15 protein-coding genes are annotated in these 15,010 nt (G+C 60.4%); 11 read left to right on the top strand and 4 right to left on the bottom strand.

Annotation, left to right across the window (positions count from 1 at the left end):
• Window positions 1-77: 77 nt before the first annotated feature.
• The 4 genes from WE862_RS07070 to WE862_RS07085 all read left to right on the top strand — a co-directional run bounded on the left by WE862_RS07070 (window position 78) and on the right by WE862_RS07085 (window position 4,874).
• Window positions 78-1,085, top strand: a complete 1,008-nt coding sequence (locus WE862_RS07070) for a Fe(3+) ABC transporter substrate-binding protein (RefSeq protein WP_143241803.1) — start codon at window positions 78-80, stop codon at window positions 1,083-1,085.
• A gap of 40 nt (window positions 1,086-1,125) precedes the next feature.
• Window positions 1,126-2,751 (top strand): ABC transporter permease, encoded by a 1,626-nt coding sequence (locus WE862_RS07075; protein ID WP_198493539.1) that lies wholly within the window; start codon window positions 1,126-1,128, stop codon window positions 2,749-2,751.
• A gap of 79 nt (window positions 2,752-2,830) precedes the next feature.
• On the top strand, window positions 2,831-3,865 hold the full coding sequence (locus tag WE862_RS07080; protein WP_198493538.1) for an ABC transporter ATP-binding protein: 1,035 nt from the start codon (window positions 2,831-2,833) through the stop codon (window positions 3,863-3,865).
• 103 nt (window positions 3,866-3,968) lie between these two features.
• Entirely contained in the window at window positions 3,969-4,874 is a 906-nt protein-coding gene (locus WE862_RS07085) for a Dyp-type peroxidase (RefSeq protein WP_042030760.1), read from the top strand.
• 315 nt (window positions 4,875-5,189) lie between these two features.
• Here the strand turns inward: WE862_RS07085 and argR are convergent, their stop codons facing one another.
• On the bottom strand, window positions 5,190-5,660 hold the full coding sequence (gene argR / locus WE862_RS07090; protein WP_005340378.1) for a transcriptional regulator ArgR: 471 nt from the start codon (window positions 5,658-5,660) through the stop codon (window positions 5,190-5,192).
• Between the two features lie 203 nt (window positions 5,661-5,863).
• On the opposite strand from argR, the gene WE862_RS07095 reads away from it, so the two are divergent.
• From WE862_RS07095 to WE862_RS07120, 6 genes are all read left to right on the top strand, one after another.
• Window positions 5,864-6,604, top strand: coding sequence for an ATP-binding cassette domain-containing protein (locus WE862_RS07095; protein WP_042030759.1), 741 nt, complete (start codon window positions 5,864-5,866; stop codon window positions 6,602-6,604).
• Between the two features lie 24 nt (window positions 6,605-6,628).
• A complete protein-coding gene (locus WE862_RS07100; protein WP_042030758.1) occupies window positions 6,629-7,366 on the top strand; it encodes a transporter substrate-binding domain-containing protein in 738 nt (245 codons plus the stop codon).
• Window positions 7,367-7,369: 3 nt separating this feature from the next.
• A complete protein-coding gene (gene artQ, locus WE862_RS07105; RefSeq protein ID WP_021230953.1) occupies window positions 7,370-8,020 on the top strand; it encodes an arginine ABC transporter permease ArtQ in 651 nt (216 codons plus the stop codon).
• Between the two features lie 3 nt (window positions 8,021-8,023).
• Entirely contained in the window at window positions 8,024-8,686 is a 663-nt protein-coding gene (gene artM / locus WE862_RS07110) for an arginine ABC transporter permease ArtM (RefSeq protein WP_042030756.1), read from the top strand.
• A gap of 220 nt (window positions 8,687-8,906) precedes the next feature.
• Window positions 8,907-9,842: a malate dehydrogenase gene (mdh, locus tag WE862_RS07115; protein ID WP_042030754.1), complete on the top strand. Its 936-nt coding sequence runs from the start codon at window positions 8,907-8,909 to the stop codon at window positions 9,840-9,842.
• A gap of 410 nt (window positions 9,843-10,252) precedes the next feature.
• Window positions 10,253-10,861 carry a tetratricopeptide repeat protein gene (locus tag WE862_RS07120; RefSeq protein ID WP_042030752.1) on the top strand — a complete coding sequence of 203 codons (609 nt, stop codon included), beginning with the start codon at window positions 10,253-10,255 and terminating at the stop codon, window positions 10,859-10,861.
• 98 nt (window positions 10,862-10,959) lie between these two features.
• On the opposite strand, the gene hmpA is transcribed toward WE862_RS07120, so the two are convergent.
• On the bottom strand, window positions 10,960-12,153 hold the full coding sequence (hmpA, locus tag WE862_RS07125) for an NO-inducible flavohemoprotein (protein ID WP_339058720.1): 1,194 nt from the start codon (window positions 12,151-12,153) through the stop codon (window positions 10,960-10,962).
• Between the two features lie 113 nt (window positions 12,154-12,266).
• Here hmpA and WE862_RS07130 point away from each other — a divergent pair, with 113 nt between their 5' ends.
• Complete coding sequence (locus WE862_RS07130) at window positions 12,267-12,737, top strand: Rrf2 family transcriptional regulator (protein ID WP_033114060.1); 471 nt, start codon at window positions 12,267-12,269, stop codon at window positions 12,735-12,737.
• Between the two features lie 40 nt (window positions 12,738-12,777).
• Here WE862_RS07130 and WE862_RS07135 read toward each other — a convergent pair whose 3' ends face one another.
• Window positions 12,778-14,058, bottom strand: coding sequence for an HlyC/CorC family transporter (locus tag WE862_RS07135; RefSeq protein WP_033114061.1), 1,281 nt, complete (start codon window positions 14,056-14,058; stop codon window positions 12,778-12,780).
• A 34-nt stretch (window positions 14,059-14,092) separates the two neighbouring features.
• The gene (locus WE862_RS07140; protein WP_033114091.1) at window positions 14,093-14,881 is read right to left on the bottom strand and encodes a cytochrome C assembly family protein; all 789 of its coding nucleotides are present in this window, start codon (window positions 14,879-14,881) and stop codon (window positions 14,093-14,095) included.
• Window positions 14,882-15,010: the final 129 nt, after the last annotated feature.

Consider the following 15,010-nt stretch of genomic DNA (forward strand, 5'->3'; position numbering starts at 1 on the left):
CTTGATCTCGCAATTGGAATATGCAGAATGCAAACAGCAATTGTTCTCACTCGATTTAGCAACTCAAGGAATGGATGATGAAAATGAAGATGCTGGCACTGGCTTTCTCTGCATTGGCAGCCCAGTCTGCGTTGGCGGCAGGAGAGGTGAATGTCTACTCCAACCGGCAGGATGAGCTGATCAAGCCCATCATCCAGCAGTTCGAGAAGGAATCGGGCATCAAGGTGAACGTGGTGTTTGCCAAAGAGGGGCTGAACGAGCGTCTGGAGCGGGAAGGCAAGCTCTCTCCGGCCGACCTGATGCTGACAACCGATATCAGCCGTCTGACCGATCTGGTAGACAAGGGGCTGGTGCAGCCGGTGGAGAGCAAGATCCTGCAGGAGAACATCCCCGCCAGCTATCGTGATCCGGAGAACCGCTGGTTCGCCCTGACCACCCGGGTGCGTGCCATCTACTCCAGCAAGGATCGCCTCGGCAAGCTCGATACCATCAGCTACGAAGATCTGGCCAAGCCGGAATTCAAAGGGAAAATCTGCACCCGCAGCGGCAAGCATGAGTACAATGTGGCGCTGGTCTCCTCGATGATTGTCCATCACGGCATGGCCGAGACCAAAACCTGGCTGGAAGGGGTCAAGGCCAACCTGGCGCGCAAACCGCAGGGCAACGACCGGGATCAGGTCAAGGCGATCAAGGATGGCATCTGTGACCTGTCGCTCGGCAACAGCTACTATCTGGGCGCCATGTTGAAGGATCCGGCGCAGAAAGCCTGGGCTGATGCCGTCTACATCAACTTCCCGAATCAGGCCGACCGCGGTGCCCACGTCAACGTGAGCGGCGTGGCCATGACCAAGTATGCCAAGAACAAAGAGGCCGCTCAGAAGCTGATGGAGTTTCTGGCTGGCGACACCGCCCAGCACATGTATGCGGACGTGAATGCCGAGTATCCGGTCAAGGCCGGGGTCGAGCCTTCCGCCATGGTCAAGTCCTGGGGCAGTTTCAAGTCTGACGCGCTACCGGTCAGCGATTACGCCAAGCACCGCAAGGACGCCTTGCAGTTGCTGGATGAAGTGAAGTTTGACTTGTAATTCAGATGGGGCCAATGGCCCCATCAACCTCTGTGGTCTCATGAAAAATTGTGGATGGATTACCGGCAGCTGGGCAACAGCCCTGCTGCTGGCTTTGCCGGTGCTCGCTCTGCTCTTCTCAGCCTTCTCGGCTGAGGGGGAGCTGTTTCGCCACCTCGCCGATACCGTGCTGCTCGATTATCTGGCCAATACCCTGGGGCTGGTGGTCGGCGTGGTGTTGCTCAGCCTGCTGTTTGGCGTGCCCACCGCCTGGCTGGTGGCCATGTGTCAGGTGCCGGGGCGTCGTGCCCTGCAGTGGGCCTTGATGCTGCCGATGGCGATGCCCTCCTATATCGTCGCCTACGTCTATACCGACCTGCTTGACTACTCGGGCCCGTTGCAGGCCGGGTTGCGCGCCCTCTTTGGCTGGAACAGTCCGGCCGATTACTGGTTTCCGGCCATTCGCTCCCTTGGCGGCGCCGCCTGGGTGCTGGCACTGGTGCTGTTCCCCTACGTCTATCTGCTGACCCGCGCCTCCTTTCTGGAGCAGTCGGTCAGCCTCATTCACTCCAGCCGCCTGCTCGGCTGTACCCCGTGGCAGAGCTTTCGCCGCCTCAGTCTGCCGCTGGCGCGCCCCGCCATCATGGTGGCGGTGTCGCTGGTGGCGATGGAGACGTTGGCCGATTTTGCCACCGTTCACTTCTTTGCCATCAACACCCTGACCACGGCGGTCTACGACACCTGGCTCGGCTACGGCAGTCTGGCCACCGCGGCCAAACTCTCCTGCCTGATGCTGCTGGCGGTGGTGCTCTTGATCGCGCTGGAGCGCCGCTCGCGCAGTCGGCAGCAGGTGTTCCAGAAGTCGATGGGCCATGAGCAGCCGCTGCGCTATCCGCTCAGGGGGATGAGTCGCGCTCTGGCCGGTTTCTGGTGCTGGGGACTGGTGCTGGCCGGTTTCGGCCTGCCGTTCGTCATCCTGCTGGACTACGGGGTGCGCTACTTCGAGTTGTCGTGGACGCCGGAGTTCATCCGCTTCGCCGGCAACAGTCTGCTTATCTCGGCGCTGACCGCCCTGCTGGCGATGGGGATTGCCCTGCTGCTCGGCTTCTGCCGCCGCCTCGATGGCGGGATCAAGAGTCTGCTGCCGCTGCGCATCGCCGCCATGGGTTACGCCATGCCGGGCACCGTGCTCGCCATCGGGGTGCTGGTGCCGCTCACCGCCCTTGATTTTGCCATCAATGATCTGGCCGAGTGGTTGGGGCGTCAGGGGCCGGGGCTGCTGCTGACCGGCACCATCACCGCCATCGTGTTCGGCTATCTGGTGCGCTTCGTGGCCATCGCCATCGGCTCGGTGGAGAGCAGCATGGGCAAGATCTCTCCCAGTCTCGATATGGCGGCCCGCTCTCTGGGGCAGGGAGATGGGACCATGCTGCGGCGGGTCCATCTGCCGCTGGTGCGCCGCGGTCTGTTTGCCGGCGCCATGCTGGTGTTTATCGAATCCATGAAGGAGCTGCCCGCCGCCCTGCTGTTGCGGCCGTTCAACTTCGATACCCTGGCGACCCACGTCTACCAGTTCGTCTCGGACGAGATGCTGGAGCGCGGCGCGCTCGGCGCCATCGTCATCGTGCTGGTGGGGCTGTTGCCGCTGATCTGGGTCAACCGCACTCTGGACAGTCCGGGCCACTGAGTCGCCACGTCGGCCAATGAAATTGCATGCGGTGCGCTGAAAAAGGCCGCGCACCGCCAGAAACGAGAGGAAGTCAGCCTTGTCCTGTTTGCAGGTTGAAAATATCAGCTGCCGTTACAACGGCCGCAATGTGCTGGAGCAGCTCTCCCTGACGGTGGCAGACAACGAGATCGTCTGCCTGCTGGGAGCAAGCGGCTGCGGCAAAACCACGCTGCTCAAGGCCATCGCCGGCCTGCTGCCGCTGGCGGAGGGCTCGATCCGCCTCGGCGATACCCTGCTCGACGGGGCGGGTGCCAGCGTGCCGCCCGAAGCGCGCAATATCGGCATGATCTTTCAGGATTACGCTCTCTTTCCCCACCTGACGGTGGCCGACAACATCGGCTTCGGCCTGACCAAACTCGATCGCCGTGCCCGCCAGCAGCAGGTGGACGAGGCGCTGGCGCTGGTCAATCTGCAGGGGCTGGGGGATCGCTATCCGCACCAGCTCTCCGGTGGCCAGCAGCAGCGGGTGGCCATCGCCCGGGCGCTGGTGTGCAAGCCGCGGCTGATGCTGCTGGATGAACCCTTCTCCAACATCGATACCCAGGTGCGGATGAAGCTGATCCTCGAGATCCGCGCCCTGCTCAAGCAGCAGGGGATCGGCGCCATCTTCGTCAGCCACAGCAAGGAGGAGGCGTTCGCCTTCGCCGACCGACTGGCGCTGTTTCGCGCCGGTCACATCGAGCAGGTGGGCCAGCCGGAGCAGCTCTATCGCCGCCCGCAAAACCGCTTCGTGGCGGAGTTTCTCGGCGGGGTCAACTATCTGGCCGCCGAGGTGGTGGACAGCCACTGCGTGCAGACGGCGCTCGGGGTCATCTGTGGCAGCGAGCCCCATGGCCGCGCGGTGGGCGAGCAGTTGCAGCTGATGCTCAGACCCCAGCAACTGCTGCTGGAGAGCGCCGCAGATGGGGAGCTCAAGGTGGTGGAGCAGCAGTTCCTCGGCCATCACTGCCGGGTGCTGTTCGAGTGTGGCGATCTGCAGGTGGAGGCGAGCATTGGCGAGCCTCTTGAGGGGATGCGGGCCCGCATCCGGGTGGCGCCTCATACGCTGGTGTTGTTTGACCCTTTACCCTGAACGCGTGATATCGTCGTGAAATCAAAGAACTGGAGCTGCTCTGGTTTATAATCGCGCAACGCTAATAGCCCATAACGCTAACGCCTACTCAGGGGAGAGATATATGAAAGCCCAAGCCGGGATCTGCGCAGAGCCGAATCTGCACGCCCTCTATCTGATGTTCAATCGCACTGGCGATGCCGCCGAACTGGTCGGCCGTCTGGCCAAACTGCCCGCCCTGTGGCAGGCGGTTGCCGCCGATTTCCCCGAGGCCGGTTTCAGCGGTCTGGTCGCCGTCGGCGCCGATGCCTGGGATGGTCTCTACCCTGCTGCCCGTCCGCCCCAGTTCCGCAGCTTTATGGCGCAATCCGCCAACGGTCAGGAAGCCCCCAACACTCCGTTTGATCTCTTCATTCAGCTGCGTGCCGATCGGGTGGACGTGCTGCACCACGCCGGTCACCGCGTGATGGCGCTGCTGGCCGGAGTGGTAGAGTTGGCTGAAGAGGTGCGCGGTTTCCGCAATCTGGATTGCCGCGACCTGACCGGTTTCGTCGATGGCACCGAGAACCCGCAGGATGAGCACCGCGCCGAAGTGGCACTGCTGGCCGAGGGCGAGTTTGCCGGTGGCTCCTACATCCACGTCCAGCGCTGGGTCCACGCCATGAGCGACTGGGAGAAGCTGGCGCAAAAAGAGCAGGAAGACATCATCGGTCGCACCAAGCCCGACAACATCGAGTATGAATCTGCCGCCAAGCCGCTGACCGCCCACATCAAGCGGGTCAACCTCAAGACCCCGAAAGGGGAGTCCATGGAGATCCTGCGCCAGAGCATGCCCTGGGGCACCATGACCGAGCAGGGGCTCTACTTCATCTCCTGCTGCCGCACTCAGCAGCACTTCAACGCCATGCTGGCCAGCATGTACAAGGGGGAGGGCAGCCACTTCGATCACCTGCTGCGCTTCACCAGGGCAGTGACCGGCGCCGCCTTCTTCGCCCCATCGGAAGGTTTTCTGATGGCGCAGGGCAAGTAATAGCGGATGTGACAGCGCCACCTTCCCCCTCGTGCCGCCAAGTGCGCAGAGAGCGCCCGGTTGCCAAGAGATCGGGCGGTTGGGGTGGCTTGTCATGCTCCGGGTGCGGCTGACGCTGCTGACTAGATTGTTTCACTGGTGCAACGAAAATCAATTTCCGCCAGTGATAAGCGCAACAATCTCGATCAACATCGCAAGTGGGGGTGTAGAGATAGGGGGCAGAGCAGGCTCCCGATCTGCTGGCTCACCAAACAAAAATCCCGGCCTTGGCCGGGATTTTTCGTTCTGGCGTGACCGCGATGACGCGGTAGACCATTACGGGGTCTGTTCGAACAGCTCGAGGGCGGAGAGGTAGAGCTCTTCGATATCGGTGTCGCTGGTCGGGGTGATGAAGATGGTGTCGTCACCGGCGATGGTACCGAGGATCCCCTCTGCCTTGCCGAGGGAGTCGAGCAGGCGGGCGATCAGCTGGGCTGCGCCCGGGCTGGTGTGGATCACCACCAGTGCGCCGTTATGGTCGACATCCAGCACCAGATTCTTGAGCGGGCTGGAGGTGGTGGGCACGCCCAGTTCCACCGGCAGGCAGTAGACCATCTCCATCTTGGCATTGCGGGTGCGAACGGCGCCGAAGCGGCTCAGCATGCGCGATACCTTGGACTGGTTGATGTTCTCGAAGCCCAGTTCTTGCAGGGCAGTGACGATCTCTGCCTGGGAGCCAAAGCGCTCTTCTTTCAGCAAGGCTTTAAAGGCCTTGGCCAGTTTTTCTTGCTTGTCGTTATGTTTCATCTTGGTCTCACGAATGAGGAGGTGTGGCGGCCTGTTTCAGAGCCAGGCGGCAGATACGAACAGCGTGGCTATTTTGCATTCATATGCCGTTTTTTGCAAGGAAGCGGCGCTTGTTCTGCATATTGATTCAAAAATGGCTTGCATCAACCTTTATAAGGGATAGAATCGGGACGAAATTTTGAAAACTTATTCAATTGGGCTGTATGGGTATTGAATTAATAGGTATCGAGAAGTCCTGGCACAAGGTGCCGGTACTACAACAGGTGAGCTTTCGGACATCCCCCGGTGAGACCTTGGTACTGCTGGGCCCGAGCGGTGCAGGCAAGAGCTCGCTGCTACGCATGATGAACCTGCTGGACACCCCGGATGCCGGTGTTCTGCGTATAGGGGAAAATGAATTTTCTTTCCCGAGCTCCCTCTCCACTGCCGAATTCAACCGCCAGTCCCAACTGCTGCGCCGCAAGGTGGGTATGGTGTTCCAGCAGTACAATCTCTGGCCACACCTCACCGTGATGGAGAATCTCATCGAAGCACCGGTCAAGGTGCTGGGCATGAGCAAGGAGGCGGCCATCGAGAAGGGCGCCTACCTGCTGGCCCAGCTGCAACTGGCCGACAAGCGCGATGCCTGGCCGGCACGCCTCTCCGGCGGTCAGCAGCAGCGGGTGGCCATTGCCCGCACCCTGATGATGGATCCGGAAGTGCTGCTGTTTGACGAGCCGACCGCCGCCCTCGATCCCGAGATCACCAAGGAGGTGGCCGAGATCATCCGCACCCTGAGCCAGACCGGCATCACCCAGGTGGTGGTGACCCACGAGGTCGACTTCGCCCGCAAGGTCGCTAGTCAGGTGATCTATCTGGAGAAAGGGCGGATCATCGAGTCCGGCTCCGCCGCCATTTTCCAATCCCCGCAAACCAGCCGGTTTGCCGAATTCTTGATGCATTGATACTGAATCGATAAGGAAGCTGTCATGAAAAAGAGTCTGTTGCTGGTCGCAGCCATGGGGCTGCTGAGCACCTCCGTACTGGCCAAAGAGATCAAGTTCGCCACCGAGGCCACCTACGCACCGTTCGAATATCTGGACGACAAGAACGAGTTTCAGGGTTTTGATATCGATCTGGCGCGCGCCATCTGCGAGCAGGCCAAGCTGGAGTGCAGCTTCCACAACCAGGCCTTTGACAGCCTGATCCCCAGCCTGAAATTCCGTCGCTATGACGCCGCCATCGCCGCCATGGACGTGACCCCGGAGCGGGCTGCGCAGGTCGATTTCTCCGACATCTATTACGAAAACTCTGCGGTATTCGTTGCCAAGAAAGGCGCCTTCAAGGGGCCGGAAGGGCTGGTAGACAAGACGGTCGGCGTGCAGAACGGCACCTCCCACCAGTCCTATCTGGTGGATAACTGGGTGAGCAAGGGGCTGCTGACCGTGCCTTACGCCAGCTACCAGAGCGCCTTCCTCGACATGATGAACGGCCGCACCGACGGCGTGTTTGCCGATACCGCCGTCGCTGCCGACTGGCTGAAGCAGCACAAGGAGTATGCCGTGGTGGGTGCTCCGGTGACCGATGCCAAGTACTTCGGTACCGGCTTTGGCATCGCGGTGGCCAAGGGCAATCAGGAGTTGCTGACCCAGCTGAACAAGGGGCTGGCCGATATCAAGGCCAACGGCACCTATCAGAAGATCTTCGACAAATACTTCGCGCACTAAGCCATGTTGAGCCTGTTGTTGGATGCAGCCTGGATGACCCTCGGGCTGGCCCTGGCATCCCTGGTCGGGGGCATGGTGCTGGCACTGGCGTTCAGTGCGGCCGAGCTGAGCAAGCAGCGCGCTCTGGTGTGGCCGGTGGCCACCCTCACGACCCTGATCCGCGGGTTGCCCGAGCTGCTGGTGGTGCTGTTCATCTACTTTGGCTCGACCCAGGTGCTGTTCCTCATCACCGGCGAGTATGTGGAGTTCAGCCCGTTCGCCTGCGGCGTGCTGGCGCTCTCTCTGCTGTTCGCCAGCTATGCGACCCAGACCCTGCGGGCGGCGCTCAATGCGGTGCCCTCAGGGCAGCGGCTGGCGGCGCTGGCACTCGGCCTTGGCAAGAGTCACATCTTCTTTCGCATCGTGTTGCCGCAGGCGTGGCGTCACGCCCTGCCGGGCCTCGGCAACCAGTGGCTGGTGCTGCTGAAAGACACCGCGCTGGTGTCGCTTATCGGGGTGAACGAGATGATGCGTCAGGCCCAGATGGCCTCGGCCAGTACCTATCAGCCCTTCACCTGGTATGCCGCCGCCGCCCTCATCTATCTGGCCATCAGCCTGGTGAGCGAGTATGGCCTCGGCCTTGCGGCCCGCTACACCCGTCGCTACGGAGGCTAATCGATGCAAGAGTATCTTGTGACCCTGCTGGGTGGGCTGCTCACCACGCTGGAGTTGACCCTGTTCAGCCTGCTGCTCGGCTTCGTGCTGGCGGCCCTGATGACCTGGGTGCTGGAGTTGCGGCTGCCGGTGGCGACCCAGCTGGTACAGCTGTGGGTATTGCTCTTTACCGGCACACCGCTGCTGATCCAGATCTTCCTCATCTACTACGGGCCGGGTCAGTTCGAGTGGCTGAAAGCCAGCCCGCTCTGGCCGCTGCTCAAGCAACCCTGGTTCTGTGCCGTGCTGGCGCTGGGCCTCAACACTGCGGCTTACTCCACCCGGTTGTTCAAGGGGGCGCTCGACGCCATTCCTGCCGGTGAGGTGGAGGCGTGCCGTGCGCTCGGTTTTAACGGTCGTCAGACCCTCTGGATGAAGGTGCGCCACGCCGCCCGTCATCTGGTGCCAGCCTACTCCAACGAGGTGATCCTGGTGCTAAAGGGAAGCTCCCTCGCCAGTACCATCACTATCATGGACATCATGGGGCTTGCACAGGGACTCAATGCCCAGACCTATGACACCCTTGCCGTCTTCGGCGTTGCGGGGGCCCTTTACCTCACCATGAACGGATTGTTAACAATTGGTTTTCGCTGGTGTGAAAAGCGGGCGTTGGCATTCCAGGCTTGAGTCGGCATAACTACCTCTTTATGGGAGGGTGAAGTGCAGAAAAACTGTGCTTCCCCTCCAATTTTTTGGATTTTTCCCCATTTTTATTCGCTGCCTGTTTCTTGGCTCACAGAACCCGTGACTGCAACTGTTATCAGATTGTTTTTTATGGGGGGATCCATTAAGGTTGGGCGCACAAGAACAAATAACCTTAAACCTACGCTTAAACATGGAGTTGATCATGAAAGTTGCCGTTCTGGGTGCCGCTGGTGGCATCGGTCAAGCCCTTGCTCTGCTGTTGAAAAACCGTCTGCCGGCCGGCTCCGAGCTGAGCTTGTATGACATTGCCCCGGTCACACCGGGCGTAGCCGTAGACCTCAGCCATATTCCTACCGATGTCGCCATCAAGGGTTTCTGCGGTGAAGATCCGACTCCTGCACTGGTTGGTGCCGACGTGGTGCTGATCTCTGCCGGTGTGGCGCGCAAGCCGGGTATGGATCGCTCCGACCTGTTCAACATCAACGCCGGCATCGTCAAGAATCTGGTCGAGAAGTGCGCGGCAGCCTGCCCGAAAGCGCTGATCGGCATCATCACCAACCCGGTCAACACCACCGTCGCCATCGCCGCCGAAGTGCTGAAGAAAGCCGGTGTCTATGACAAGCGTCGCCTGTTCGGTGTCACCACTCTGGACGTGATCCGCGCCGAGACCTTCGTTGCCGCCGCCAAAGGGCTGAACGTGGACAAGGTTCGCGTCAACGTGATCGGTGGCCACAGTGGCGTGACCATTCTGCCGCTGCTCTCCCAGATTGAAGGTGCCTCCTTCACTGCCGAAGAAGTGGCTGCCATGACCAAGCGCATCCAGAACGCTGGTACCGAAGTGGTGGAAGCCAAGGCCGGTGGCGGTTCCGCCACTCTCTCCATGGGTCAGGCTGCCTGCCGTTTCGGTCTGTCGCTCATCAAGGGCCTGCAGGGCGAAGCCAACGTCATCGAGTGTGCCTACGTTGAAGGCAACGGCGAGCACGCTACCTTCTTTGCACAGCCGATCCTGCTGGGCAAGAACGGTGTCGAAACCGTGCTGGACTACGGCAAGCTGAGCGCCTTCGAGCAGGAAGCGATGGAAGGGATGCTGGCCACCCTGAAAGCCGATATCCAGCTGGGTGTCGACTTCGTCAAATAAGCGGCATGACCGCATGAAAAGGGAGCTTCGGCTCCCTTTTGCGTTGTTGGGCTCCCGCCAGCTTAAGAAGATGGGGGTTGTGGCCGATAACAGAGAGCAGCAGGAGATCCCTTATGATGAAACCCCTTACCCTTCTCTCCCTTATCTGTCTGGCTGGCGCGCCCCTTTATGCCGCCGAGTCGGTGCCAGCTGCCTCGGCTGCTCCCGCCACCGCTGGTGAAACCGCGCCAGCATCAGCGGCGACAGCTACTCCGGCCCCCGTGTTGTTGCCAGCTGAAGCGGCTGCCCCAGCTCCCGCGGCTACCGGTGAGGCGGCTCCGTCGGCGGCGGTGACTGCGGCCCCTGCGCCTGTGTTGTTGCCAGCTGATCCGGTAGCGCCTGCTCCGGCCGCAGAGCCCGCTTCAGCCCCCGTGCCAGCCGCGCCACCTGCCGAACCTGCGCCTTCGGTGGCACCGCTGAATGCCGGCGACCTGCAGGCGGTGGCCATCTATCGTCAGGACGAGCTGCTCAACTGGATCGAGCAGGGACGCCACCTCACTCAGGTGAAACAGGATCGCTGCCAGTTGACTCAGGATATCGAGGCGCGGGCGTCGGTGATGAAGATCCCTGCCTACCAGTTCCTCTGGGGGGATATGCTGGCCTGGGGCGTCTGTACCAAGTCCAACGCAGAGCTGGGGGTGCAGTATATGTGGGAGGCGGCCAATCAGGGGCTGGCTCCCGCGCTCGAGCAGCTGGGCCGCTACTACTGGAAAGGGACGCTGGTACAGAAGGATCTGGTTCGCGCCGAGACGCTGATGCGTGAAGCGGCCAGCCTCGGTTTTCTGCGGGCTCGCATGGAGTGGGTCGAGATGCTGCTGCAGGGGATGGGGAGCCCGCTCGATTACGAGGATGCCTACCGTTGGCTGCACGGCTCCGTTATCGGTGACAAAACCCTGCACCAGAAGGCGGCCAGTCTGCTGAGCCGGCTTGGCAACCGGATGCCGGCCAACGTGGTGGCCCGCGCCAAGGCGATGCACTGATCCAAAAAATGACCCACAGGTCTGCACCTGTGGGTCCGGTTCCTGCCGCCGTGCCATGACAGGCTGGAACCTCCTTTCGTTATATGGCTACCCGGCGGTTATAGATCTTGGTGGGGGCCAAAAACTTCGTAATTGAGCTGGCTTGCGGGGATCCCGGCCTCAGTCAGCTGGCGCTTCACCTCCTGCATGAAGCCGAGCGGGCCGCAGAAGTAGTAGTGGGCCTCTGGTGTGATGCGCGCCTTCACCGCGTTCAGATCCATGGTGCCGGTGAAGTCGTAATCCTCTCCCTGCTTGTCGCTCTCTGCGGGCTCCCGATACCAGACCCGACTGACCAGATTGGTGTGCTGGCTGATTTTGCTGCGGATATCTTCCCGGAAGGCGTGGACACGACCATGCTTGCAGGCGTGCAGCCAGGTGATGTCGGCCTGATGGTCACTCGCTAGCAGCTGGTTGAGCATGCTCATCATGGGGGTGAGGCCGACCCCGGCCGAGAGCAGCACAACCGGCGTCTGGCTATCCGCTTTCAGGTAGAAATCGCCGGTGGGTGGCATCACTTCAATCTTGTCGCCCGCTTGCAGCCGGTCGTGCAGCAGGTTGGAGACCTGACCCTGCGGCTCGCGTTTGACGCTGATGCGATAGTCGCGGCCGTTCGGTGCATCCGAGAGCGAATACTGGCGGATTTCGTGATGCTCGAGCTCGGGGTGAACCAGCTTGATGCTGAGGTATTGGCCCGGCTGGAAGGTCAGCACCGGCTTGCCATCTTCCGGTGTCAGCAGGAAGGAGGTGATAAGCTCGCTCTCGGCTCGCTTCTCCTTGATGATGAAGGTGCGGGCCCCTTGCCAGCCACCGCTCTGGCTCGCCTTCTCCTGATAGATCTCCCGCTCGCGGCCGATGAAAATGTCGGCCAGCACGCCATATGCCTTGCCCCATGCCTCCAGCACCTCGTCGGTGACCGCACTTCCGCCCAATTCTTTGAGCGTGGCTAAGAGATGACTACCTACAATGTGATATTGTTCTGGCTGGATCAGGAATCCGGTATGCTTGTGGGCAATCCGCTCGACCGCGCCGGCCAGCGCCCCCAGATTGTCGATATTTTTGGCGTAGGCAGCGACGGCGTTGAACAGCGCCAGTGGCTGACCGCCGCTGCGCTGATGGGCCAGATTGAAGATATCTTTCAGCTCCGGGTTATGGCTGAACATCCGCTGGTAGAAGTGCTGGGTGAGCGCGGGGCCAGCTGATTCAAGCAGAGGAATGGTGCTTTTGATGACGGCAATGGTGGTTTGGTCTAGCATAGGGAGCCTTGTCGTTAATTGAACATCTAAAATGCCATTTAATAAGTGGCATCCTAGATGTTTATTTGATTTGAATCAATACTCCACTTTTCGCATCGCGCTAATCAGGCTTTATGAGACTAACCAGTTATACAGATTTCGGATTGAGAGCCCTGCTCTACCTTGCCACCCTGCCGGAAGGGGAGCTCTCGAGCGTAGCCAAGGTCTCTGCCTTGTACGACGTTTCTCGCAACCACATGGTGAAGGTGGTCAATCAGCTGGTGAAGCTGGGCTATCTGCAATCCCAGCGTGGCAAGAATGGGGGGATCCGCATGGCATGCGATCCCGCCACCATCAACATCGGGCAGGTGATCCGGGCGCTGGAAGGGAATCTGGACGGGATTGATTGCGGCTCGCCCGCCTGTCACATCGTCTCTGTCTGTCTGCTCAAGAATGCGCTGAAAGAGGCGATGGATGCGTTTCTGGCGGTGATGGACAGTTATACGCTGCAGGACTTGCTGGCCAATCGCGACGAGCTGCAGAGGGTGTTTGGCGAGTTGATCCCGACGCTGGTGCTGGAGCCGGATGACGAAGATGAACAGTAAAGAGCTGCAATGAAAAAGGGCTGCCAGTGGCAGCCCTTTTTCAATTCTGCGGTGCCGTAGCAGCCCGGTAGGAAGCCGGCATGATCCGCGCCATTTTGACCATGTTGTTCTCGACTTCGAGGATCTCGATGGGGTAGCCCGCCAGCCGGATCCCGATATTGGGCTGGGGGATCTCCTCCAGATATTCGAGGATCAACCCGTTGAGGGTGCGCGGCCCGTCGATGGGCAGATGCCAGTTCATCTCCTTGTTCAGTTCGCGCACGCTGGCCGAGCCTTCCACCAGAAACGAACCGTCCGGCTGGGGATGGATCTCATCGCTCGGGGTCGGCGTCATGGAGGTGGTGAAGTCGCCCACTATCTCTTCCAGAATGTCGTCCAGGGTGATCAGCCCCTGAATGTCGCCATATTCGTCGACGATCAGGCCAATTCGCTCCTTGTTGCGCTGGAATTTGGCCAGCTGCACGTTGAGCGGCGTACCTTCCGGAATGAAGTAGATCTCGTCCACTTCCCGCAGCAGGCTCGACTTGTTGAACTGATCCCGGGCCATCAAGCGTAGAGCGTCGCGGGCGTGGAGAAAGCCCACCACGTCGTCGATGCTGTCGCGATAGAGCAGGATCTTGGTGTGGGCGCAGTGGGCCAGCTGGCGCTGGATGCTCTTCCAGTCGTCATTGATATCGATGGCGTAGATGTCGCTGCGGGGCACCATGATGTCCTCGACCAGCATCTTGTCGAGATCCAGGATGCTGAGCAGCATCTCCTGATGGCGCTGGGGGATCAGGCTGCCCGCCTCGTTGACTATGGTACGCAGCTCTTCGGTGTTGAGGGAGTCATCCTTGTTTGGCGTGATCTTCAGCATCTTGAGCAGACCGCTGGTGATGCCGTTGATCAGCCAGACCAGCGGGGAGAGCGGCACCATCAGCCCCTTGAGGATCCAGGAGGCGGGGTAGGCAATCTTCTCGGGGAACATGGCCGCCAGCGTCTTGGGTGTCACTTCACCAAATACCAGCACTACCAGGGTCAGGCCAAAAGTGGCCACCGCGACACCGAGATCGCCGAACAGCCTGATACAGACGATGGTGGCAATGGCGGAGGCGAGGATATTGACCAGGTTGTTGCCGATAAGGATCAGGCCGAGCAGCCGATCCGGGCGTGACAGCAGCTTCTCTACCCGACGGGCCGCCTTGTGTTTGGTCTGTGCCAGATGCCGCAGCTTGTAGCGGTTGATGGACATCAGACCGGTTTCGGAACTGGAGAAGAAGGCGGATAGAAGGATCAAGATAACGAGAACAATCAGTAGTGTGCTCGTTGAGATGCTGTCCAAAAAGGGCTCCTGTAGATGGTGTGACTAACGGTTATCAGCTCAGCAGCACTTCTTTGACGAAGCGGCTGCCGAAATAGGCCAGGGTCAGGATGACGCTGCCGATCAGGCTCAGGGTGACCACCTTGCGGCCACGCCAGCCATAGGTGTGATGGCCCCACAAGAGCAGTACGTAGATGCACCATGCGATGATGGAGAGCACGGCCTTGTGGGATTTGCCCTGGGCGAACATGTCTTCGAGGAAGAACAGGCCCGAGGCGATGGAGAGGGTCAGCAGCAGCACGCCGGCTGAGATGAGCTGGAACAGCCGCTTCTCGACGGTCATCAAGGGGGGCATGGCTGGCAACTGGCTGATCTTTCTCGACTTTAGCTGCTTGTCCAGACAGGCGAGCTGAAGGGCAAAAAGGCAGGCGATCATCAATACCGAGTAGGCCATCAGTGCCAGACCGATATGCAGCAACAGCTGGGGATGGGCCTCAAGATGGGTGATATAGCGCCCGGGTATGAGGGCACTGGCCGCCAGCAGCAGCGCCGAGAAGCTGTAGACCACCGGCAGCAGGATCCAGCCGTTGAAGCGGCGGGTGATGCAGGTCATGAAGGTACTGATGATAAGGCTCACTAGCGAGGCTACGTTGAGCATGCTCAGGTTCTGGCCGGAGCCCTGCAACACCTCGGTTCCGAGAGCGGTAGCGTGGGCGATCAGGGCCAGTCCGATGCAGGCAAAGAGGGAGCGCTGTCCTACCGGCTTGGCGCTCAGTAACAGATGCAGGGAGGCGATGATGGCCAGCAGATAAAACGCCAGGGCCAGAACAGAGATTACGATCATAACCAGGTCGTTGATGCACAAGCTTTTGAGGGTAAGAGCGGCAGTATACCTTGCACGCGAAATGCTCGCCAGTTGTGCAATGGCCGATCCGCCCATATATAGGTATGAAGCATTGATGAGCGGCAGTGC

Source organism: Aeromonas jandaei (genome assembly GCF_037890695.1).
Taxonomy (GTDB): Bacteria; Pseudomonadota; Gammaproteobacteria; order Enterobacterales; family Aeromonadaceae; genus Aeromonas; species Aeromonas jandaei.

Coding starts and splice junctions, on each gene's coding strand:
- WE862_RS07070 (WP_143241803.1), top strand. CDS start 78: ATGAAAATGAAGATGCTGGCACTGGCTTTCTCTGCATTGGCAGCCCAG.
- WE862_RS07075 (WP_198493539.1), top strand. CDS start 1,126: ATGAAAAATTGTGGATGGATTACCGGCAGCTGGGCAACAGCCCTGCTG.
- WE862_RS07085 (WP_042030760.1), top strand. CDS start 3,969: ATGAAAGCCCAAGCCGGGATCTGCGCAGAGCCGAATCTGCACGCCCTC.
- argR (WP_005340378.1), bottom strand. CDS start 5,660: ATGAAACATAACGACAAGCAAGAAAAACTGGCCAAGGCCTTTAAAGCC.
- WE862_RS07095 (WP_042030759.1), top strand. CDS start 5,864: ATGGGTATTGAATTAATAGGTATCGAGAAGTCCTGGCACAAGGTGCCG.
- WE862_RS07100 (WP_042030758.1), top strand. CDS start 6,629: ATGAAAAAGAGTCTGTTGCTGGTCGCAGCCATGGGGCTGCTGAGCACC.
- artQ (WP_021230953.1), top strand. CDS start 7,370: ATGTTGAGCCTGTTGTTGGATGCAGCCTGGATGACCCTCGGGCTGGCC.
- artM (WP_042030756.1), top strand. CDS start 8,024: ATGCAAGAGTATCTTGTGACCCTGCTGGGTGGGCTGCTCACCACGCTG.
- mdh (WP_042030754.1), top strand. CDS start 8,907: ATGAAAGTTGCCGTTCTGGGTGCCGCTGGTGGCATCGGTCAAGCCCTT.
- hmpA (WP_339058720.1), bottom strand. CDS start 12,153: ATGCTAGACCAAACCACCATTGCCGTCATCAAAAGCACCATTCCTCTG.
- WE862_RS07130 (WP_033114060.1), top strand. CDS start 12,267: ATGAGACTAACCAGTTATACAGATTTCGGATTGAGAGCCCTGCTCTAC.
- WE862_RS07140 (WP_033114091.1), bottom strand. CDS start 14,881: ATGATCGTAATCTCTGTTCTGGCCCTGGCGTTTTATCTGCTGGCCATC.